Source organism: Hymenobacter norwichensis DSM 15439, from assembly GCF_000420705.1.
Taxonomy (GTDB): domain Bacteria; phylum Bacteroidota; class Bacteroidia; order Cytophagales; family Hymenobacteraceae; genus Hymenobacter; species Hymenobacter norwichensis.
The window spans coordinates 554,843-576,022 of the sequence record NZ_ATVL01000009.1 but is presented as its reverse complement, the minus strand read 5'-3'; the positions used below and the strand labels follow the sequence as shown (position 1 = coordinate 576,022).

The following is a 21,180-nucleotide window of genomic DNA, read 5'->3' as shown; positions in this document are numbered from 1 at the left end:
AGTCACTAATAGTGCTTATGTCCTACACTTAGCCTATCTATTCCTAGTGTACCCGATCGTTGCGAACAGGCAGGTTGCTTACGATTTCACCTTCCAGTTTCAGCAACTCTTGCAAGCGCGCGTCTACTTCCTCCGGGTCGCAATACTCTTTGGCCAGGTCCACATAGCTCACGAAATGGGCAGCTTCGGATACCATCAGCTCGTAGTAAAATTTGCTCAGGTCGGGGTCGGGAATATGCTTCCAGAGCAGCTTGAACCGCTCACAGCTGCGGGCTTCAATCAGGGCCGACACCAGCAGCTGGTCCATGAGTTGCCGCTCCCGGGGGCCGCCTTTACGCACGTGCGTTAGGAGTTGCACCACGTACTCGTCGCGGCGCGGGCGGCCCAATTGGTAGCCCCGCTTGCGCAGTTCCAACAGTACCCGCTCGAAGTGGCTCCACTCCTCAGCTACTAGGTCGGTCAGTTCGTCCACCAGCCGGGTTTTCTCGGGATAGTGAATAATCATGCTGATGCCGGTACTAGCTGCTTTTTGCTCGCACCAGGCGTGGTCCACTAGAATGTCCTCGATGTTCTTGCTGGCAATGTCCACCCAGCGTGGGTCAGTATTAAGCTTGAGCTTGAGAATGGTTTTTTCTTTCATAGGGTCTTGAGGTCTTCAGGGCCTAGGGTCTTGGATGATGCGCCAACAGTTCACGATGTGACTTGGGAAGCAGACCGTCGCCTAAGACCCTAGGCCACTCTTAGTCAAAAAATTGCCAGCGGACACCCAGTTGGAAGCGCCGTGGCAGACCGGTATAGTAGGGTGTCGGAAAATACCCGTCGCGACCCAAGCCCTGGTTCACATAGGCCATCTTCAGGAAGAAGCCCACGGTACGGATATCGCCAGACAGAAACACGTCGGCAATGGCATAGCTGCCCGAGGTGAAGCGGCTTTGCACGTAGAATTGCTGGGTGCTGAGATTATAGTCGTAGGGCTGCCACGTGGATTGGTAGTACACCTCCCCGCCAATTTGGCCGAACAAGGCTTTTTTGAACACGTAGCCTTGATAATACGCTTTGCCATTGGCGATTAGCCCCGGAATACGCAGTTCGGCCACGTCGCCACCTCGCGTGATGTAGGCCTGATTGTCAAAGAAAAAGTTGCCTACATTGAAACGGTGCCGCGCCGATACCGTCAGCAGCGGCAGCGTCCGGCCGGACTGCGCGGGGCGCCCCGACTCATCGTAAAACACGAGGCTGGTGATATTGGCAAACTCCACCGAGCCCTGTAGCCGCTGCCGACCCAGCGTCTGGTCGAGGCGGAGGGTAAGTTGCTGGACTTTGGTGTTGTCGAAGTTGTTGAGGCCGCGGAACACCTGGTCGGTGGCATCAAAATTGGAGCCCCAGCGGTAATGGTTGCCGTTAAACTGCTGCTGAGTGAGTGTAGGCGAGTAACTGGTACTCAGCACTTCCCCCGTAAGCGGACCGAGCCGCGCAATGCCGCGCAACATATACTCGTTGAAAAATTTGTATTCGGCGGCCGTTTCAACAGCGAATATTTTGTAGCGAAAGGCCGCTGTACCGCCTACAAATGTGTTGCTGTACTTTTCGCTAGGCAATAGCTCTACAATGGTACCGGGGTTACCCGTTAGTTGACCGGTGGAAAGTGAGGCATTCCGTTGCCGGGTATAGAGCCGGTATTCCACCGTTTCGGAGTGGCCCGTTACACCCAGCGTGTTCTCCACCTGCTGTAATTCGGCCCGGTCGTCGGTGGCAGTCTGGCTGAAACGCCGCTCCGGATACAGCCGAAAATACACGGTATCAGTACTCGACAGATCCTGTGGGAGTTGCGTATCCCGAAAGCGGTTGAACTGCCGCCGCCAGTCCACGATGTGGTAAGCCGTGAGGCCGCGGCCCAGCAGTTGGTAGGTTTGCACCAGCCGCATTCCGTCGCGGTGCTCCAGGTTAGAGGCCGTGGTCAACCGGGGGGCTTCTTCCGCGTAGCCAAACAGGTCATCCGGCCCCGTATCCGCTGGTCGGGTTATAGCTCCGCCATTGGAAACTGCCGCCTGGTAGCGCACTCCACCCGGTTCAACGGAATTGTGGCGGACGTTATTGTAGTTAAATAAGGCGCGGTAACGCCCATCGGTGCTTTGGAAGCGGGCAAAAAACAGAAAATTAGTATGCTCTACCAAGCCGCTCCGGCTATTGGTTGAGTAGATTTTATTGGCCGCAAACCGCTCGTAGGCCAGCCCGACGCTGGCGTTTTTGTTGATGCTGCGCGTGTACGACAGTTCAAATACTTGCTCCCCAAAACCGCCCTGAATGAAGCGAAAAAACGTGTACGGCGACTTGGAATCGTAGTACGGAATGGTGGCTGGGTCGCGGGCGTACCTGTCGAAGGCGTTGCGGCCCAGGCGCGTACCTAGTTGCGTGTTGGTGCGCCACAGCAACGGCCGCGACGCCGTGCCTACGTGGCCCAAGTCCTGGAAAAAGGTGCTGTCGTGGTACCAGTTGCGGGTTTGTGGGAAGTCAACGAGCGTGGTATCAATGACACGCCCCTCAGTCCGGTCGTGCAGCACGTCGTCTTCCCGAATAATACGGGTAGTGCGGGCACCATACAGCACTTTGGTGGAATCATCGAGAATCTGGGCCTGCACAATAATTGGGCAAGCGCTTAGCACCAACAGCAGCGCCAGCAGCCACCCACAGCGCTTAAGTGAGAGCAGAAAAACCGTAGGGCGGCGCAGCGGCCGGCAGGTTGAAAGCACGGAGAACAGAAAATCAGACAACAGCTTGGGGCTGAATAGCGGCCGGAAGTAGCTGGCGCAAACGGTTGGCACCGTCTGCCAGAAACTCCACAGCAATAGGAATATAGAAAACGGCCAGACCCGCCATTTCCGTATGCAACGAGGGGTCGAGCAAACGCGCGGCGTCTTTCTGGGTGGTAAAAATACGCCGACCCGGCTCGTAATGCGTTTTCAGTGCCGCAATTTCCTCGGCAGTGAAGGCATGATGGTCGGCAAACTCGGCATGATAGACAATCTGGTAGCCCGCCTCTCGCAGGTACTCCCGCAAGGGGCCTGGCTGGGCAATGCCGGTCAACAGCACAATTTCCGCGGAAAACTCTTGCTCTAGCAACTCCCCAGCAGCCAACGGTACTGGCACGCCATACGCATAGGTGCTGAAAAATACCGGTACATGAGGCCGGCTGTACCGCCGAATCCTTTGCGTAATCTGCTGCTGCTCAAGCACTGGCAGGGCTGGGTCGCACTTGGTTACCACCACCACATCGGCGCGGGCCGCCCCGGCGCGACTTTCACGCAGGCGGCCAGCAGGTAGCACATAGTCGTGGTAAAACAGACGTTGCTGCTCGGTCAGCAACACGCTAAAATCGGGCTGCACCCGGCGGTGCTGGTAGGCATCGTCCAGTACCACAACTGTAATGCCGGGCTGCTGCCGGAGCAGCTCGTGCAGACCCGTTAACCGGTTTTCGCACACCGCCACCGGCACCTGCCCCCCGAAATGAGTGAACTGCTGCCAGGGCTCGTCGCCGAGCGTAACGGCTGTTTCGGTGGCGCTGCCGAGTCGAAAACCATTGGTACGGCGGCCGTAACCCCGGCTCAGAATAGCAGGTTGTTGCCCTTGTTGGCGCAACTCCTGCACCAGCCAAGCCACGTGCGGCGTTTTGCCGGTGCCTCCTACCCGCAGGTTACCTACGCTGAGTACCGGCACCGTACCAAACCGCGTCGTAGGCTTCCAGCCTCTGTCGTACAGCCAATTACGCATGGCCATGATGCCCGCATACAGCCAGGCAAACGGCAACAGCACATAAGTAAGCAGCGTGGGCATGAGGCAAAGTTAGCCAACCAAACCCAACGGCTTGTAGTAGCTATGAAGGCGTCTGCAAATTCTATCATCATGCCCGATATCTTCGCCAACCGGCTCCTGCGTTTTCTTACCACGTTTCCGGCTCCGCCTGCTCTGCCCGATGAGGTACTGGCCCTCAACCCCTATCAGGAGCCGCCGGTAGCCAAGTTGCTTACGCAGTTCGGCCAGAAATTCTATGCCGACCACCGCCCGCGTGTAGCGCTGCTGGGTATTAACCCCGGCCGCTTTGGGGCAGGCCGCACCGGGGTAGCCTTCACCGACCCAGCGGCGCTGGCTGGGGCCTGCGGCATTGCCAACCAGCTACCGCAGCATCCGGAGTTGAGCAGTCAGTTTGTGTACCGCGTGATAGAAGCTATGGGCGGCCCAGCCGCTTTCTACCAGGATTTCTACCTCGGCTCCCTCTATCCGCTGGTACTGATGCGCCACGGCAAAAACTATAACTATTACGATTCCCCGGCTTTGCAGGCAGCACTAGAACCCGATATTCAAACTTCGTTGCAGCGGCAGGTACAGGAGTTGGGGTTGGTTCAAACGGCCGCCGTATGTTTGGGTCGCCGCAATGGGTTGCTGTTTGAGAAGCTAAACAAAGAACTAGGCTTATTCAACACGATTCACGTGCTGGACCATCCGCGCTACCTTATGCAATACAAGCGCCGAGACCTGCCCACCCATGTAGCTCACTATGTAGAAGTGCTGTCATCAATTCTGGATATTGAGCGCTAAACTAAAGCTAAGAAGCCACTGACGTTTTAGCTGCTCCAATTCAGAATTTCCAATTTAAAACTCAGAAGTAATACTCATGCCAACCGTTCAAGACCTTGCCCGCGTGTTGGAAGCAGCGGCGCCCCTCGCCTACCAAGAATCGTATGATAATGCGGGCCTACAGTGCGGAAACCCGCAGATGGAAGTGCGCGGCGTGCTAATTGCGCTGGACTGCACCCCAGCCGTAGTAGACGAAGCCATCCGGCGCGGCTGCAACGTGGTGGTGGCCCATCACCCTTTGATTTTCAAGCCACTCAAGCGCCTGACCGGCGCCAACGAGGTGGAACAAACACTGCTCAAAGCCATCCGGCACGACGTGGCGCTCTACGCCGCCCACACCAACCTCGACAACGTGCGGCACGGCGTCAACCGCAAGCTGGCCGAGAAGCTGGGCCTCACGAATCTGCGCATCCTCGACCCCAAGCCCGGCCTACTGGCCAAGCTGGTAACCTTTGTGCCGCCCACCTACACCGAAGCCGTGCTAAAAGCCTTGTACGCGGCCGGCGCCGGCCAGATTGGCGACTATTCGGCGTGCAGCTTCCGCACCGACGGCACGTTCACCTTCACGCCCGGCCCGGCTACCAACCCGTTTTCAGGTGAGCCCGACCAGCCCCATACTGGCCCCGAGCAGCGCGTAGAAGTGTTGCTACCCCTGCACCTACAACACACTGCAGTGCGCGCCTTGCAGCAGGCCCATCCCTATGAGGAAGTGGCCTACGACATTATCAAGCTGGAAAACGCCAATCAGGAGGTTGGCTCCGGTATGGTAGGCGAGTTGCCCGAACCATTGAGTGCTCAGGAGTTCCGGGCGCAGCTGAAAACGGCCTTGCGGGTACCCGTCGTAAAGCACACCGCTTTCGAGAAACCTATCAAAAAAGTAGCTTTGTGCGGTGGTGCGGGCAGTTTCCTAATTGGCAAAGCCCGTGCTGCTGGGGCCGACGCCTACGTGACCGGTGACCTAAAGTACCACGAATACTTCCAGGCCGAAGGGCGATTAATGCTCTGCGACGTAGGCCATTTCGAGAGCGAACAATTTACCGGCGAAATCTTTCAGGATTTGCTTGCCGACAAGTTTGGGAGTACTTTTGCGCTCTTCATTGCCGAGACCCATACCAACCCCGTCCATTATGACTTCTAAACCCGTCGCTACTGCCCCGGCCGATGCCCCCGTTGCCAGCAAGCTGGAAGCCCTGCTCAACCTGCAACGCATTGACTCGCAGCTCGACGAAATCCGGCGCGTACGCGGCGACTTGCCCGAAGAAGTGCGCGACCTGGAAGACGAAATTGCCGGCTACGAGGTGCGCGTAAGCAAGTTCGACGAGGAAATTTCTGCCCTCAACGACCAAATCAAGCAGCGCAAGCAAAACGCCAAAGACGCCGAAGGCCTCATCAAGCGCTACGAAGACCAGCAGCAGAACGTGCGCAACAACCGCGAGTACGAGGCCATTGCCAAGGAAATCGAGTTGCAGAAGCTGGAAATCCAGATTTCCGAGAAGAAAATCAAGGAAGCGCAGTACCAGATTGAGTTGAAAAACTCCGACATCGCCGGTACCAAGCAGCGCCTGGATGAGCGTAAGAAAGACCTCACCAACAAGAAAACCGAGCTTGATGTCATCGTGGGCGAAAGCGAAGCCGACGAGAAAAAGCTGATGGAAGAGCGGGCTGGTGCTACCCAGCCTGTGGAAGACCGCCTGCTGACGGCCTACACCCGCATCCGCGGCAACGTGCGCAACGGCCTGGCCGTGGTAACGGTGAAGCGCGACGCCTGCGGCGGCTGCTTCAACACGGTGCCCCCGCAACGCCAAGCCGACATCATCTCGCACAAGAAAATCATCGTGTGTGAGCACTGCGGCCGGGTACTGGCCGACGTGGAAGCCCGCATCGTAGCGTAGCTTTTTCCCCAACCCTAAATCCAGAAAAGAACGGCCTCCGCGCCGTTCTTTTTTTGCCTATGAAATTCCCTGGGGAAGCACGACAGTTGCAGAGATGGATGCAGAAGACGTTGCTTCTGCTAGTCTGCATCTGTGCGCTTTCAGGCGAAGTTATCGGCGCGCTCCAACCGGAAACCATTCAGCCCGAAGTAGCACCCACAGTTGGCCTGACTGCCCAGCAGGCCCGCGCCTACGCCGAAGTACTGAAGATGCGCCCGGCCGCCGCCCGGGCACTACTCAGAGAAACTCCTATTTCAGCTGGCACCCTATTAGTGCACGATTGTCTGGGAATTACGGAACTGTTAGTTGGCCAGGACAGCCGCCGCTACGACGCCATCATCGACGCCCAAGATGAGCGGCTGACGATGCTGGAAAAGCTGCCGCCGAATGCGCTGACGCAGTATGCCCGCGCCGAAATTAGGCTGCATCAGGCGGCAGCGCAGGTTAGTTTTGGGCACGAGGTGCAGGGTGCCTGGAGCTTGCGGCAGGCGTACCAGCAGATGCAGGCCACCGTGAAACGCTACCCCACGTATCTACCGGCCCGCAAAACACTGGGGATGATGCAGTTCTTCATTGGCTCGTTGCCGGAGGGCTACCGTTGGTTTCTGAAATTGCTGGGGCTGAGCGGCAGCGTCGAAGGCGGCTTGAGCAACCTGCGCGCCGCCGCCCGTCAGCCCAACGACTTCCAGACGGAGGCGCAGATTATTCTGGCTTTGGTGGAGGAAACCTACTACAAGAAGCCCGCCGAAGCTCTGCAACTCGTCGGGCGCCTTGCCCAGCAGCAACCCGACAACCTGCTGTTTAGCTACTTACTGGTTAGCCTCAACAAAAAGCAGCATCGCACCGATGCCGCCCTGGCGGCTTACCGCGCCCGCCCCAACGGCCCTGGCTATCTGCCGCTCCCCTATCTGCACCACATGGCCGCCGACTTGCTGCTGTACCAGGGTCAGTACGCTGTTTCCCGTCGTGAAAACGAGCTTTTTCTGATGGAATATTCGGGCGAGCATTACCGCAAAGATGCGTATTTCAAGCTGTACCTGGCCGCCTGGCTGGCCAATGACGCGCCGGCCGCCGAGCGGTACCGCCGCCAGATTAATGCGGGCGGGCGTACGGTAATAGAAGAGGACACATACGCGCAACGGTTCTTCGATGGGCAGCTTCCACTCAACCGGCAGCTCACCCGCGCCCGCCTGCAAATCGACGGCGGGTACTACCAGGAAGCGCTGGCGACGCTCAATGGCTTTCAGGCCACCGCCTCCACTCCCCTGCGCGACCGGTTGGAAGCGCCTTACCGCCGCGCCCGCGCCTGGCACGGCCTCAACCGCCTCGATTCGGCCCGTCTGTTTTACGCCCGTACTATTGCGCTGGCCGGTACCGCCCCGTACTACTTCGCGCCACAATCGGCATTGCAGCTAGGGTATTTGTACCAGCTGGAAGGGCAGCGAGCTACGGCGAAGGTATACTTCGAGAAGGCGCTCAGCTACCCTAAACATGAGTACAAGAACAGCACCGACACCAAAGCCAAACTGGCCCTCAAGGAGTTGGAATAGGGTGTCCTGACTGGCTGCTGAGGACTTACCTTTGCGCTGTGTTGTCTGTTCCACTTACCGAGTTACCCACCGATTTTTGTACCCGCGCCCTGCGCTGGGCGGCGGGTTTTACGCACTGTGCCTACTTCGAGCCGAATGGGCTGCCGTATCCAGAAGGCCCTTTCGACCGGCTATTGGGTGTGGCTGATGAGGCCCCCGATGCCCCGCGTACGCTGGCAGCGCTGCGTCACTGGCTGCCACGCCCCCCAGATACCACTCCGCGCATGGGCTTCCTCACGTACGAAGTCAAAAACGAGATAGAAGCACTGCACAGCACCAATGCCTCGGGGCTGGAGTGGCCGACCCTACACTTCTTCTATCCCACAACCTGGCTTTACTGGCGGCCCACTTCGCTGGAGATTCACGGCTATACGGCAGGCGTACTCGATGCTATTCTGGCCACTGTGCCACTGGCACTGCCACCACCAACGGTGCCCCCCCTGCAAGCTCGCATGCCGAAGGCCGAATACTTGGCAACTGTGGAAGCTGTGCGGGAAGATATCCTCAACGGGGAAGTGTACGAGCTGAATCTGTGCCAGGAGTTTTACGCCGAAAACGTGCGTTTAAACCCGGTGGACGTATTCTCGCGGCTGAACTCGGCCTCGCCCGCGCCCTTTGCCGGCTTTATTCGCCACCATGACCATTACCTGCTGTGCGCTTCCCCCGAGCGATTTTTGGCGCATTATGAGCCGATTATTATTTCCCAGCCCATCAAAGGAACCATCCGGCGCGGCACCACCCCGGCCCAGGACGAGCAGCAGCGCCTAACGTTGCTGCACGACGAAAAAGAGCGCGCCGAAAACCTGATGATTGTGGACTTGGTACGCAACGATCTGGCCCGTGTGGCCCGCACCGGCACCGTGCACGTACCCGAGCTGTTTGGTCTTTACCCCTTCCAGCACGTCTGGCAGATGATTTCAACTGTAACGGCCGAGCTGCGCCCTGACGTAGACTTGACGGACGTGTTACGGGCCACCTTCCCCATGGGCTCCATGACCGGCGCGCCTAAAATCCGGGCCATGCAACTCATTGAGCAGTATGAGCGCACCCGGCGCGGCCTCTACAGCGGCAGCATCGGTTACGCTTGGCCCGATGGGGAGTTTGAGTTCAACGTGGTAATCCGCAGCCTGCAATACCGCGCTGATACCGGCTACCTCAGCTTCCAGGTCGGCTCGGCCATCACCTACGATTCGGTGCCGGAACGCGAATACGAGGAGTGCCTCTTAAAAGCCCAAGCCATACTGGAAGTATTAGGGGTGAAATTGTGAGGTAGTGAACTAGTGAGTTTGATGTTCTACAAGTGCCGCTTGCGCAGCCAGAACAAAGAACTCCCTAAATCACTTGGTGACTAAATCATCTCTTCCAACCTCTGCCATTCTGTCATTTTCACCCCAAAACAGCTACCTTTGTGGTTCTCCCGAACGTGAAGCTGACGCCCCGCCGCAACCCATGTCTCAACCGCTGATTACCTTAGACTTCCTCGATACCCTGCCCACCCCGAGCTCCGACGCTACCACTCACGAGGATACACCCTCGGGTCAAGTGCGGGTAAGCCCGGCCACTGAAACGGGCCGCAAACGCAAGCTCTATATTGAAAGCTACGGCTGCCAGATGAATTTTTCCGATTCGGAAATCGTGTCTAGCATCCTCTTCAATGAGGGTTTCGATACCACCGAACAACTCGAAGGCGCCGATTTGGTACTGCTCAATACCTGCTCTATCCGCGAAAAAGCCGAGCAGACGGTACGCATGCGCCTTTCCCAAATCAACGGCCATAAGAAGCGCAACCCCGGCTTACTGGTGGGTGTGCTAGGCTGCATGGCTGAACGCCTGAAAAGCAAGTTTCTAGAAGAAGAGAAACTAGTAGACCTGGTAGTAGGTCCCGATGCCTACCGCGACCTGCCGCAGCTAATTCAACAGATTGATGGCGGCCAGAAAGCCGTGAACGTGCTGCTGAGCCGCGAGGAAACCTATGCCGACATCACACCGGTGCGCCTCAACTCCAACGGCATCACGGCCTTCATCAGCATCATGCGCGGCTGCGATAATATGTGCTCCTTCTGCGTGGTGCCATTCACGCGGGGCCGCGAACGGAGCCGCGACGCGCACAGTATCATCCGTGAAGCCCAGGATTTAGTGGCGGCTGGCTACAAGGAAGTTACCTTGCTAGGCCAGAATGTCGATTCTTATAAATGGGCTTCAGAAGACGGCACTGAGCAAGTGAATTTCGCCCAACTCTTGGAGCGTGTTGCGCTGGTAAGCCCGGCGTTGCGGGTGCGTTTCTCCACCTCGCACCCCAAGGACATCACCGACGAGGTGCTGCACACCATGGCGCGCTACGACAACATCTGCAAGTACATCCATCTGCCCGCCCAAAGCGGCAACTCGCGGGTACTGGCTCTCATGAACCGCACCTACGATCGGGCTTGGTATGAAGGGCGGGTGCAGGCTATCCGCCGCATTCTAGGTGAGGAGTGCGCCATTTCCACCGATATGATTTCGGGCTTCTGCTCGGAGACTGAGGAGGAACACCAGGACACGCTGAGCCTCATGGAGTTCGTGCATTACGACATGGCCTACATGTTCTTCTACTCGGAGCGCCCCGGTACGCTGGCCGCCCGCAAGCTGGAAGACGACGTGCCGCTGCCAGTAAAGAAGCGCCGACTCCAGGAGGTAATTGACTTGCAGCAGCAACACAGCCGCCTGCGTAACCAGCAGGCCGTGGGCAAGGTGCACCGGGTATTGGTAGAGAACTTCTCGAAGCGCAGCCAGGAGCACCTTAGCGGCCGCAACAGCCAGAACCAGGTTGTCATCTTCCCCAAGAAGCACTACCAGAAAGGCGACTATGTGGACGTATTAGTGAATAGCGGCTCGGCCAGCACATTGCTGGGAGAAGCGGTGTAATTTATAACTACTTATTCTGAAAGTAATGGCTCCGGAAACTGGTTTGATATTGTGGCAAATACTTCAACTGCTGAGTGGAGGCTTTGTTGCTTTTCTAGTTATCCGGTTATTATGGCGGATGAACTACCCCAAAAAATAGTGTATTCTGCAGTGCCGAGATGTCATTAATGAGCTATCATCTCTTTTCTGTTAACGAGGAGCTTCGGACGACTTTGCAGGAAATGCAAGCCTTTCTAGGCGTTACTTTCAACCAAGCTGAAGTTGAACGGATATTCTCGGATGCCGAAAACGACCAAGTCACATATAAAACATACATACTATATAAGCACTCGCATCTTCTTTTCGGCGACTAGCTTGTAGAAGGTATCGTAGAAGGGTATGAGTATGAGACTATCACTTTACAAATCAAAGCCAGATCGAGTAACGCAGGGAATTCGATCTGGCTTTGATTAAGCACGGGTATATATGGCCAATATTTTAAAATAAAGTACCCTCTCTTTTCGTCTTCCCCACGAAAACCCACCTTCGACTTGACACCTTCCGAAATACAAAGCATAAAACAGCGCTTCGGCATCATCGGCAATGCGCCGACGCTGAACTACGCCATTCAGGTGGCCGCACAAGTCGCGCCGACTGATATGACGGTGCTGATTACGGGTGAGAGCGGGTCCGGCAAGGAGTCGTTTTCCAAGATTATTCACGCCTTGTCGCCGCGCAAGCACGGGCAATTCATTGCCATCAACTGCGGCGCTATTCCCGAAGGTACCATTGACTCTGAGCTATTCGGGCACGAGAAAGGTTCGTTTACTGGCGCGCAGGAAGCCCGCAAAGGCTACTTCGAGGTAACGAATGGCGGCACTATTTTCTTGGATGAGATTGGCGAAATGCCGCTCGGCACCCAGGCCCGGCTGTTGCGGGTGCTGGAAAACGGCGAGTTTATCCGCGTTGGTAGCAGCAAAGTGCAGAAGACCGATGTGCGCGTAGTAGCCGCTACCAACGTGAACCTGCTGGATGCCGTGCGGGATGGCCGCTTCCGCGAGGACCTGTACTACCGCCTGAATACGGTACCCATCCTGGTTCCACCACTGCGTGAACGAGGCGAGGACATTTACTTATTATTCAGAAAGTTTGCCACTGACTTTGCCGACCGGTATCGGGTAAAGCCCGTGTCGTTGACGCCCGATGCGGTGCAGGATTTGCAGCGGTTCCGGTTTCCCGGCAACATCCGGCAGCTCAAGAATGTAGCCGAGCAAATGTCGGTGCTAGAAACCGACCGGGAGGTGGATGCCCGCCGCCTGCGCCAATACCTGCCCGCCGACCAAAGTAGCCGCCTGCCCATGCTGCTGCACGCCGCCGGCGCTTCCAACGACGGCAACACATACTCAGAGCGTGACCTGCTGTATAAGGTGCTCTTTGATATGCGCCGCGACATGACTGACCTTAAGAAGCTAGTGCTGGATATGGCCACCGGTCAACGGCCGCAGGAAGCCCAGGAAATGCTGCGCCAGAACAGCCACCTGTTCACCAACTTAGGTCCGGCTCCTTACGATTCCGGCGCCCGCCCGCTCCGCCAGCCTTCCCCCGACGGCGGCCCTACCGAATACATCCTCACGCCCAACACGGTGGAAGACGCCACCGACTACGAAGAGGAGGCTCACCGGGTAGAGGATATCCCGCACGAAACCGAAGAGGAAACTCTTTCGCTGGAAGCCAAGGAAAAGGAAATGATATTGAAAGCGCTGAAAAAGCACCACAATAAACGCAAGTACGCGGCCCATGACCTCGGCATCTCCGAGCGGACTTTGTACCGTAAACTCAAGCAGTATGATTTGGAACAAGCGTAATAAAGTGCAACGGGTTGGCGGCTGGATTCTGAGCGTGCTAATCGTGTTTGCGCTGCACGGCTGTAAAATCTATTCGTTCAGCGGCGTCAGCGTTACTCCTGATGTGAAGAGCATTTCTATTGCCACGTTTCAGAACACGTCGAGCAATGGGCCGTCTGCTTTGTCGCAGCGGTTTACGGAAGACTTCAAGGACTACTTCCAGCGCAATACCAGCATCAAGCAGGTACCGCGCGACGGCGACTTACAGTTTGAAGGTCAGATCATTGCCTACGATTACGCCCCAGCGGCTATTCAGCAAACCAACGGCCAGGACCAGGCCGGCGTCAACCGCCTGACCATTCAGGTGCGCATCAAGTTCACCAACACCAAAGACCCCAAGCAGGACTTCGAGCAGACTTTTCAAAGCAACGCTGACTTTCCCGCCACCCAGGATATTGCCCGCATCAACAACGACCCAACGGCTGTACGTCGCATCACCCAAAATATCATTACCGATGCCTTCAACAAGTCGGTGGCCAACTGGTGAGGGGCGTTGCCCGATGAATTACTGGCCGAATTGCCGTATTGTTGCGGTCCGGTTCTGCGATGCATAGCCCGCCATTTTCCCTCCTTGAAGCGGCCCTTGGCCGTTGCTTATCCCATCATTTAACTGTTAGCTGAAATGACCCGCGCGTCGCTGTTGCACATTCTCAACCACGTGGGGAGCATTTCAGAAGCAGAAGTGCGGGAGCTGGAACAGTTGGCGGCAGCCTTCCCGTACTGCCAGACCGCTCACCTACTGCTGGCCAAATCTGCCCACGACCAGGGCAGTATGCTGGCCAGCCAACGCCTGCGCCGCGCCGCCACCTACGCCGTTGATCGGCAGCTGCTGCGGCAACTCCTAGAACAACCCGCTCCAGTTGCCGCCCCCCCGGACTTGGCGGCCCCGAAAGAGCTGGTCGCCGCCGAAGCGGGAGTGTCCGTGCCGGCTGCGGCTTTGGCGGGCAATTCCACCGCATTTTTTCAGGCGCTGATACCCGAGGACGTTCAGCCGCTGGAAGCGCCGGACGACGAGGCCGCTACCCACGCGGAGGAAGTCCCAGCAGAAGCTGCCCCCACGCTCGCCCCGGAGCCGATTGATTTTTCTGCAACAGCTGCACAACTCGTTGATCCTAAGCAGGAAAATGACCTTCCGGAACCTAGAGCTCTATCTGAACTGCCGGCAGAGTCCACCGAAACAACTGAAGACCAAATCTTTCCGCCAGAAGAAAACCAACCAACTGAGGTTACCGCCTTTCCCGAACCAGCTGCTCCGCCCACCGAGGCTGCCACCACCCAGCCCGACCCGGTAGTATCAGAGCCGGAAGAGTTAGTGCTTGCCGTAGCACCGCCCATCCGGCCGCCGGCCGATGCGGGTATCTCCCGGTTCGAGTTTGGCTTGGGTGAGCCCAACAACCAGCTTGTTCCTGTTCTTTACCGATTGCCTGGTCTGGAAGACGAAGATTCTGACCCAGAGGTCCTTCAGGAAGGCCTTTCGTTGACACCTGCTGCCACTACGGCACTGGCCCCACCTTTTCGCGCCGATATTTCCTTGGCATACAGCTTACTACCCGAAGGCAGCCGCCTGGGCTACGCCTTGCAATTGCAGGATAAGGAGCTGACGCAGTCCCTGCCCAGAGCCGAGTTTTTCCCACCGGACGCCCTGCTGCACGAACATGCAAGCCGTCCGCAGCTGCCCGCCGCGCCGGCTCCTTCCTCCCTGGACCTAATCAACCGGTTTCTGAAAGTACAGCCGCGGCTGAAGTCGCCGGTGGTGGTGCCCACTGCACAGGAACAAACCGATTTGTCGGCGCGCAGCACCTCGTCTCCACCCGCGCTGGCCTCAGAAAGCTTGGCCAAAATCCTAGTCAAGCAAGGCAAAAAGGACCGCGCCATCGAAATATATGAGCAGCTTATGATACGTCAGCCGGAAAAAAGCGCGTACTTTGCCGACCAAATTCTACACCTGAAAACTCCCGAGTAAATGTACGCTGCGCTCATTGTTGTTATACTTATCGTTTGTTTCCTGCTGGCCATTGTTGTTCTGGCGCAGAACCCCAAAGGCGGCGGACTGTCCAGCCAGTTCGGCTCGGGCGGCGCGGCCAACCTCATGGGCGTAAAGCGCACCGGCGACCTGCTGGAGCGTATGACCTGGGGCTTTGCCATCGGACTAATGGTGCTCACGCTGGGCACGCACGTAATCAGTGGCACGCAAGCCGGCAACGGTCCGGTACGCAGCGTCAACCAGCGTCGGGCGTTGGAGCAGCAGAAGGTTCCATCTGTTCCAGCACCAACTGCCCCGGGGGCAACAGCTCCAGCTGCGGGTGGTGCTACCCCTCCGGCACAACAGCCCGCCTCACCGGCTCCAGCTTCTACTCCGGCTCAGTAAATTGCTCCCAACTCCGAGTACCAAGGGGCTTTCCATCCGGAAAGCCCCTTTTCGTTGTGCCACACATGCTCTGGCAGGCTGGGGCGAGGGGGGGGCAATTCTGCCACGTCTGGCAGGCTTCGTACATAATCCTGACGCAATGCGCCTTTTTGGTGTTCATTCTGTCAGGTTTCTACGGGCTGGCACAGGAAGTGAGGGAGGGCGGACACCACCTTGTTTCAAGTAAACCTTTCAACCAAAACGTACAATATGTCGCTTAGCATGAAACCACTGGCTGACCGCGTTATCATCGCGCCGGCCGCTGCCGAGGAGAAAACCAAATCGGGCATCATCATCCCCGACACGGCCAAGGAGAAGCCACAGCGCGGCGAAGTAGTAGCCGTCGGCGAAGGCAAAGTGGCCGACAGCGGCACCACTATCCAGCCTCAAGTGAAAGTGGGCGACCAGGTGCTCTACGGCAAATATGCCGGCACCGAAATCACCATAGACGGCGAGGACTACCTCATCATGCGGGAGTCGGACATTTTCGCTGTTATCTAAGCCCACTCCTTTCTCTCTGATTCCAAACACCCGAAATTCCAGATGGCTAAGAACATCCTATTTGACACCGACGGCCGTGATAAGCTGAAACGCGGCGTAGACAAGCTGGCGAATGCTGTAAAAGTAACCCTCGGCCCTAAAGGCCGCAACGTGGTTATCGATAAGAAATTCGGCGCTCCGAGCATCACCAAAGACGGTGTGACGGTAGCCAAAGAAATCGAACTGAGTGACCCAGTAGAGAACATGGGCGCACAGTTGGTAAAAGAAGTAGCTTCCAAAACCGCCGACCAGGCTGGTGACGGTACCACTACCGCTACCGTATTGGCTCAGGCCATCTACGCAGCCGGTTCCAAGAACGTAGCTGCTGGCGCTAATCCAATGGATTTGAAGCGCGGCATCGACAAGGCGGTACAAGCTGTAGTTGCCAACCTGAAAGCGCAGTCGAAGAAGATTGAAAACTCTTCGGAAATTGCTCAGGTAGGCGCTATTTCAGCCAACAACGACATGGAAATCGGCCAGATGATTGCCGATGCCATGGACAAAGTAGGCAAGGAAGGCGTTATCACGGTAGAAGAAGCGCGTGGCACCGAAACCGAAGTGAAAACGGTGGAAGGCATGCAGTTCGACCGCGGCTACCTCTCCCCTTACTTCGTAACCAATCCGGAGAAGATGGAAGTGGAGCTCGACTCGCCTTACATCCTCATCTACGACAAGAAAGTAAGCACCATGAAAGAGCTGCTGCCCGTATTGGAGCAGGTAGTTCAGACTGGTAAGCCTTTGGTTATCATCTCGGAAGACGTTGACGGCGAAGCTCTTGCTACTTTGGTAGTAAACAAGCTGCGTGGTTCGCTGAAAATTGCTGCTGTGAAAGCTCCTGGCTTCGGCGACCGTCGTAAGGCGATGCTGGAGGACATTGCAGCCCTGACTGGCGGCACGGTTATCTCGGAAGAGCGTGGCTACAAGCTCGACAGCGCTACGCTGGAGTACTTGGGTACCGCCGAGAAAATCATCATTGACAAAGACAACACCACGATTGTCAATGGCAAAGGTGACAAAGACGGCATCACCAGCCGCATCAACCAGATCAAAGCCCAAATCGAAACCACTACTTCCGACTACGACAAGGAGAAGCTCCAGGAGCGTCTTGCCAAACTGTCGGGCGGTGTGGCTATCCTATACATCGGTGCTTCTACCGAGGTGGAGATGAAGGAAAAGAAAGACCGGGTTGACGATGCTCTGCACGCTACTCGCGCCGCCGTTGAGGAAGGCGTAGTACCGGGTGGCGGCGTGGCTTTGGTACGTGCCCTCGATGCCCTCGAAGGTGTAAACACTATCAACCTCGACGAGCGTACCGGTGTAAACATCATCCGCACGGCCCTCGAAGCTCCCCTGCGTACTATCGTGGCCAACGCTGGTGGCGAAGGTTCGGTAGTGGTACAGAAAGTGCGCGAAGGCAAAGGTGACTACGGCTACAACGCCCGCGAAGACAAGTACGAAAACCTGATGGCGGCCGGTATCCTCGACCCTACCAAGGTAACGCGTCTGGCCCTGGAAAATGCTGCTTCGATTGCTGGCCTGCTCCTGACCACGGAATGCGTGATTTCGGACGAGCCTGAAAACGAGAAAGAGCACAGCCACGCTGGTGGTGGAGGTGCCATGGGTGGCATGGGCGGCATGATGTAATTCAATAGTCGTCTGAGACTTCCTCAAAAACGCAAAAAGCCCCGCTGGACGTAGGTCCGGTGGGGCTTTTTGCGTTTTTGAGGAAGCATATTTTGCACCTACAACCAGTTCGTCAGCCAATACTGCAAGCGGTTCTGTATTCTGTCTATCATTATGAGAGTGCGAAAGACCTTGCTCAAGCACAAATAAACTGTGGCTTCAACATAGACAGTGATACTTCCCTTCGTTAGATATGAATGACAAGTAGACGCGCGGTATTACTACACAGGAACTATAAGGTTGTAAAAAAGCCCGCCCCGAACATTCGGGGCAGGCTTTCATCATGGCTTAGTAGCAGCACATGGCTGCCACTCAGGAGCTAGCCACGGCCGTGCATCATGTGAAACAGCTTTCTGGAAATGGCAATCAGAATTAGGCCTGCCAGGATAACGAAGCCGGCAATCAAGCCAAATACGGTTAGCGCGCCTAGCTCTTCTACATATTTGGCAATATAGCCGCCGGCAATCTGCGCTACGAAAGGAGCCAAGAACCACACCCCCATCAACATAGAGGTAAGGGCGGGCGGCGAAAGGCGCGACACCATAGAAAGGCCAACCGGAGACAAGCACAGTTCCCCAACGGTGTGAAAGAAATAGGTAGCAATCAGCCACCAAATGCTGGCTTTGATAGTCTGATCTGCTACGTCGCCGCCGCGCTCCATTACCGCGCCGACCATGAACAGAAAGCCTACGCCCAGTAACACCATACCCAGGCCCATCTTCACTGGAATACTCAGGTCTTTACCCTTCCGGCCCAAACTGACCCATAGAGCAGCAATAGGCGCCCCTAGGAGCACGATAAAGCCAGCATTTACCGACTGAAACCACGAGGTTGGAATCAGGAAACCAGCTACCTCCCGGTTGATATACTTATCGGTGTAAAGCGTGAGGGAAGAACCCGCCTGCTCGAAACCCGCCCAGAAAAACACCACGAACAGGGTAATAATAAATACCACAGCCATCCGGTCGGTTTCTTCTTTAGTCAATGGCTCCTTTACTACAACCTTACTCTTGTCGGCGCTTTGACCTTCTGGATACAGCCCTACGTCGCCGAGGTACTTTTTGCCGAGCAGATTAAAGGCAAGTTGTCCAATCAGCATACCGATACCGGCGGCTAGGAAGCCGTAGCGAAAACCATAACTTAGGATTGCGCCGCTGGCATCTTTGGTGGCAAACAGGTTTTCGGCCAGGAAGCCGCACACCAGTGGCGCAATGAAAGCCCCCGTGTTGATGCCCATATAAAAGATGGTGAAAGCAGCGTCACGCAACGGGTCGCCCTGCTCATAGAGCTTGCCAACAATGGTGGAAATATTTGGCTTGAAAAAACCGTTGCCGAGCATCAGCAACAATAGACCAATCATAGTAGGCCAGGGCAAACCCAGCGCGGCGGCTTGGGTGGATAGCGCAGGCTGCATGAACAGAAAAAACTGCCCCACAGCCATTGTAAGGCCCCCTATCAGAATGGCCCGGCGCTGGCCGATATATTTATCGGCCAACCATCCTCCGATAATGGGCGTGAAGTACACAAAGCCGGTGAAGTAGCCATAAATCAGCGTTGCGCTGGCCTCAGGAATACCCAATCCGCCTTCGAGAGCCGTTTTGGTTAGGTAGAGCACCAGCAAACCACGCATGCCATAGTAGCTGAACCGTTCCCACATTTCCGTGAAGAACAACAGATAAAGTCCAGGTGGATGGCTTTTCCGCATAACGGGTTGATCCTGGACAGCAGAGGTGGTTTGCATGAAGGTGATTTGAGATGAGTGAGAAAGGAAAAACACGGCTGGCTGCAACCAGACGCTAATTGGTAAAGCTACAAAACTTTGTGAACTGCCAGCGGTGCCCTATCTGGCATCGAATACAGCGAATATTCGCTCTATAATCCATCGAAATCGTTTGCATATCAATTTTTTCCTATAATTTTGCTGCCATATCCTGATTGTACTACCAAATCCCACCCTTCTGTTCCCACAGTTTATGACAAACCCCGCCGCCACCATTATGTCCCGTCTGGCGCCACTGGGCTTTACCACTGCCCCGGCCCAGGTACACCTAAACCTGCCAGCCGACGAGCTGGTGCAGCACGCCCTGCGCCGCCACGAAGGCCAGCTCACCGACCTCGGCGCCCTCATGTGCGACACCGGGCAGTTTACGGGCCGTTCACCCAAAGATCGTTTCATTGTGCAGGACGAGCTAACGACCACCCGGGTATGGTGGGGCGACATCAATATTCCTTTTGCGCCAGAGAAGTTCGACCGGTTGCAGCAAAAAATGGTGGCCTACCTTGCTGGCAAAGAACTGTACGTGCGCGAGGCCTATGCTGGCGCCAACCCCGCCTATCAGCTTAAGCTACGGGTAGTGAACGAGCTGGCTTGGCACAACTTATTCAGCAACAATCTATTCCTGCGTCCTGAGGCAGGCGCCGACACCAGCTGGACGGCCGATTTCACTATTATCAACGCGCCTGGTTTCGAGGCTGACCCAGCCGTGGATGGCACCCGCCAGAAGAACTTTGCCATCCTCAACTTCACCAAGAAAGTACTGCTTATTGGCGGAACGGGCTATGCCGGCGAGATGAAGAAAGGCATTTTTGGGGTGCTCAACTTCCTGTTGCCGGTGCAGCACAACACGCTGCCCATGCACTGCTCGGCCAACGTGGGGGCCGCTGGCGATACCGCCATTTTCTTTGGCCTGTCAGGCACCGGAAAAACCACCCTTTCGGCCGATCCTACTCGCAGCCTCATCGGCGACGACGAGCACGGCTGGACTCCACAGGATGGCATTTTCAACTTTGAGGGCGGCTGCTACGCCAAAGTAGTGGACCTAAGCCAGCAAAAAGAGCCACAAATCTGGGACGCCATCCGGCCCGGCGCCATTCTGGAGAATACCCGCTTCGTGCCCGGCACCACCACCGTAGACTACGCCAACAAGACCGTAACCGAGAATACACGAGCGGCTTATCCGCTGCACTTCATCCCGAATGCGCTGGAGCCGAGCGTGGGCCCAGCCCCGCGCAACATCGTGTTTCTCACGGCCGATGCGTTTGGGGTGCTGCCGCCGCTCAGCAAGCTCGACAAAAGCCACGCCATGTATCACTTCCTCTCGGGCTACACCGCCAAAGTGGCCGGCACCGAAATGGGCGTAACCGAGCCCCAAACCACTTTTTCGGCTTGCTTCGGCGCGGTGTTTCTGCCGCTGCACCCCACTGCCTACGCCGAAATGCTGGGCCGCAAGCTCGATGAGAACCCTGACGTGCAAGTGTGGCTGCTAAACACGGGATGGACTGGCGGTAGCTATGGCACCGGCCACCGCATGAGTCTGCCGCATACCCGCACCCTACTCACGGCCGCTCTCACTGGGCAGCTCCACGACGCTGAGTTTACGCCGCACCCAATCTTTGGGGTGCAGATGCCCACCGCCGTGCCTGGCGTTCCTACCGAGCTACTCGATCCACGCCACACGTGGCAGGACCCGGAAGCCTACGATCACACCGCTCTAGAGCTGGCGCATAAGTTTGCCAATAACTTCGAGAAGTACGCCGCCTTTGCCAATGCCGATATTATGGCCGGGGCTCCTCGCACGGAAGTAGCAGCCAGCGTGTAGAATCTTGATTAT

Annotated in this window: 17 protein-coding genes; 13 read left to right on the top strand and 4 right to left on the bottom strand. The window is 56.6% G+C overall.

What is annotated here, in order from left to right; all coding sequences use genetic code 11:
* Window positions 1-43: 43 nt before the first annotated feature.
* From G536_RS0117335 to lpxK, 3 genes are all read right to left on the bottom strand, one after another.
* A complete protein-coding gene (locus G536_RS0117335) occupies window positions 44-640 on the bottom strand; it encodes a MiaE family protein (RefSeq protein ID WP_022824867.1) in 597 nt (198 codons plus the stop codon).
* 100 nt (window positions 641-740) lie between these two features.
* A complete protein-coding gene (locus G536_RS0117330) occupies window positions 741-2,750 on the bottom strand; it encodes a putative porin (RefSeq protein ID WP_169515121.1) in 2,010 nt (669 codons plus the stop codon).
* A 13-nt stretch (window positions 2,751-2,763) separates the two neighbouring features.
* Window positions 2,764-3,831 carry a tetraacyldisaccharide 4'-kinase gene (lpxK, locus tag G536_RS28555; RefSeq protein ID WP_022824865.1) on the bottom strand — a complete coding sequence of 356 codons (1,068 nt, stop codon included), beginning with the start codon at window positions 3,829-3,831 and terminating at the stop codon, window positions 2,764-2,766.
* A gap of 42 nt (window positions 3,832-3,873) precedes the next feature.
* Between lpxK and G536_RS0117320 the strand changes: the two genes are divergently transcribed.
* The 12 genes from G536_RS0117320 to groL all read left to right on the top strand — a co-directional run bounded on the left by G536_RS0117320 (window position 3,874) and on the right by groL (window position 17,530).
* On the top strand, window positions 3,874-4,593 hold the full coding sequence (locus G536_RS0117320) for a uracil-DNA glycosylase family protein (RefSeq protein ID WP_084708672.1): 720 nt from the start codon (window positions 3,874-3,876) through the stop codon (window positions 4,591-4,593).
* Window positions 4,594-4,669: 76 nt separating this feature from the next.
* Window positions 4,670-5,770 carry a Nif3-like dinuclear metal center hexameric protein gene (locus G536_RS0117315; protein ID WP_022824863.1) on the top strand — a complete coding sequence of 367 codons (1,101 nt, stop codon included), beginning with the start codon at window positions 4,670-4,672 and terminating at the stop codon, window positions 5,768-5,770.
* Window positions 5,760-6,524 (top strand): zinc ribbon domain-containing protein, encoded by a 765-nt coding sequence (locus G536_RS0117310; protein WP_022824862.1) that lies wholly within the window; start codon window positions 5,760-5,762, stop codon window positions 6,522-6,524. The genes G536_RS0117315 and G536_RS0117310 overlap by 11 nt, the downstream gene beginning before the upstream one ends.
* A 98-nt stretch (window positions 6,525-6,622) precedes the next feature.
* A complete protein-coding gene (locus G536_RS0117305; protein ID WP_022824861.1) occupies window positions 6,623-8,113 on the top strand; it encodes a tetratricopeptide repeat protein in 1,491 nt (496 codons plus the stop codon).
* Between the two features lie 41 nt (window positions 8,114-8,154).
* Complete coding sequence (pabB, locus tag G536_RS28550; RefSeq protein ID WP_022824860.1) at window positions 8,155-9,420, top strand: aminodeoxychorismate synthase component I; 1,266 nt, start codon at window positions 8,155-8,157, stop codon at window positions 9,418-9,420.
* A gap of 181 nt (window positions 9,421-9,601) precedes the next feature.
* The gene (miaB, locus tag G536_RS0117295) at window positions 9,602-11,056 is read left to right on the top strand and encodes a tRNA (N6-isopentenyl adenosine(37)-C2)-methylthiotransferase MiaB (protein ID WP_022824859.1); all 1,455 of its coding nucleotides are present in this window, start codon (window positions 9,602-9,604) and stop codon (window positions 11,054-11,056) included.
* A gap of 530 nt (window positions 11,057-11,586) precedes the next feature.
* Window positions 11,587-12,900 (top strand): sigma-54 interaction domain-containing protein, encoded by a 1,314-nt coding sequence (locus tag G536_RS0117285; RefSeq protein ID WP_022824857.1) that lies wholly within the window; start codon window positions 11,587-11,589, stop codon window positions 12,898-12,900.
* The gene (locus tag G536_RS0117280; protein ID WP_022824856.1) at window positions 12,881-13,426 is read left to right on the top strand and encodes an LptE family protein; all 546 of its coding nucleotides are present in this window, start codon (window positions 12,881-12,883) and stop codon (window positions 13,424-13,426) included. Before G536_RS0117285 ends, G536_RS0117280 begins: the two co-directional genes overlap by 20 nt.
* 135 nt (window positions 13,427-13,561) lie before the next feature.
* Window positions 13,562-14,902 carry a hypothetical protein gene (locus G536_RS30850; protein WP_022824855.1) on the top strand — a complete coding sequence of 447 codons (1,341 nt, stop codon included), beginning with the start codon at window positions 13,562-13,564 and terminating at the stop codon, window positions 14,900-14,902.
* Window positions 14,903-15,307, top strand: coding sequence for a preprotein translocase subunit SecG (secG, locus tag G536_RS0117270; protein WP_022824854.1), 405 nt, complete (start codon window positions 14,903-14,905; stop codon window positions 15,305-15,307).
* A gap of 249 nt (window positions 15,308-15,556) precedes the next feature.
* A complete protein-coding gene (gene groES / locus G536_RS0117260; RefSeq protein ID WP_022824852.1) occupies window positions 15,557-15,847 on the top strand; it encodes a co-chaperone GroES in 291 nt (96 codons plus the stop codon).
* Between the two features lie 42 nt (window positions 15,848-15,889).
* Window positions 15,890-17,530, top strand: a complete 1,641-nt coding sequence (gene groL, locus G536_RS0117255) for a chaperonin GroEL (protein WP_022824851.1) — start codon at window positions 15,890-15,892, stop codon at window positions 17,528-17,530.
* A gap of 358 nt (window positions 17,531-17,888) precedes the next feature.
* Here the strand turns inward: groL and G536_RS0117250 are convergent, their stop codons facing one another.
* Window positions 17,889-19,310: a peptide MFS transporter gene (locus G536_RS0117250; protein ID WP_071837746.1), complete on the bottom strand. Its 1,422-nt coding sequence runs from the start codon at window positions 19,308-19,310 to the stop codon at window positions 17,889-17,891.
* Window positions 19,311-19,542: 232 nt separating this feature from the next.
* Between G536_RS0117250 and pckA the strand changes: the two genes are divergently transcribed.
* Window positions 19,543-21,168, top strand: coding sequence for a phosphoenolpyruvate carboxykinase (ATP) (gene pckA, locus G536_RS0117245; protein WP_022824849.1), 1,626 nt, complete (start codon window positions 19,543-19,545; stop codon window positions 21,166-21,168).
* Window positions 21,169-21,180 lie beyond the last annotated feature (12 nt).

What these genes read in the sequence shown, in the direction of transcription:
- G536_RS0117335 (WP_022824867.1), bottom strand. Translation starts at nt 640, where the DNA reads ATGAAAGAAAAAACCATTCTCAAGCTCAAGCTTAATACTGACCCACGC.
- lpxK (WP_022824865.1), bottom strand. Translation starts at nt 3,831, where the DNA reads ATGCCCACGCTGCTTACTTATGTGCTGTTGCCGTTTGCCTGGCTGTAT.
- G536_RS0117320 (WP_084708672.1), top strand. Translation starts at nt 3,874, where the DNA reads ATGAAGGCGTCTGCAAATTCTATCATCATGCCCGATATCTTCGCCAAC.
- G536_RS0117315 (WP_022824863.1), top strand. Translation starts at nt 4,670, where the DNA reads ATGCCAACCGTTCAAGACCTTGCCCGCGTGTTGGAAGCAGCGGCGCCC.
- G536_RS0117310 (WP_022824862.1), top strand. Translation starts at nt 5,760, where the DNA reads ATGACTTCTAAACCCGTCGCTACTGCCCCGGCCGATGCCCCCGTTGCC.
- G536_RS0117305 (WP_022824861.1), top strand. Translation starts at nt 6,623, where the DNA reads ATGCAGAAGACGTTGCTTCTGCTAGTCTGCATCTGTGCGCTTTCAGGC.
- miaB (WP_022824859.1), top strand. Translation starts at nt 9,602, where the DNA reads ATGTCTCAACCGCTGATTACCTTAGACTTCCTCGATACCCTGCCCACC.
- G536_RS0117280 (WP_022824856.1), top strand. Translation starts at nt 12,881, where the DNA reads ATGATTTGGAACAAGCGTAATAAAGTGCAACGGGTTGGCGGCTGGATT.
- G536_RS30850 (WP_022824855.1), top strand. Translation starts at nt 13,562, where the DNA reads ATGACCCGCGCGTCGCTGTTGCACATTCTCAACCACGTGGGGAGCATT.
- secG (WP_022824854.1), top strand. Translation starts at nt 14,903, where the DNA reads ATGTACGCTGCGCTCATTGTTGTTATACTTATCGTTTGTTTCCTGCTG.
- groES (WP_022824852.1), top strand. Translation starts at nt 15,557, where the DNA reads ATGTCGCTTAGCATGAAACCACTGGCTGACCGCGTTATCATCGCGCCG.
- groL (WP_022824851.1), top strand. Translation starts at nt 15,890, where the DNA reads ATGGCTAAGAACATCCTATTTGACACCGACGGCCGTGATAAGCTGAAA.
- G536_RS0117250 (WP_071837746.1), bottom strand. Translation starts at nt 19,310, where the DNA reads ATGCAAACCACCTCTGCTGTCCAGGATCAACCCGTTATGCGGAAAAGC.
- pckA (WP_022824849.1), top strand. Translation starts at nt 19,543, where the DNA reads ATGACAAACCCCGCCGCCACCATTATGTCCCGTCTGGCGCCACTGGGC.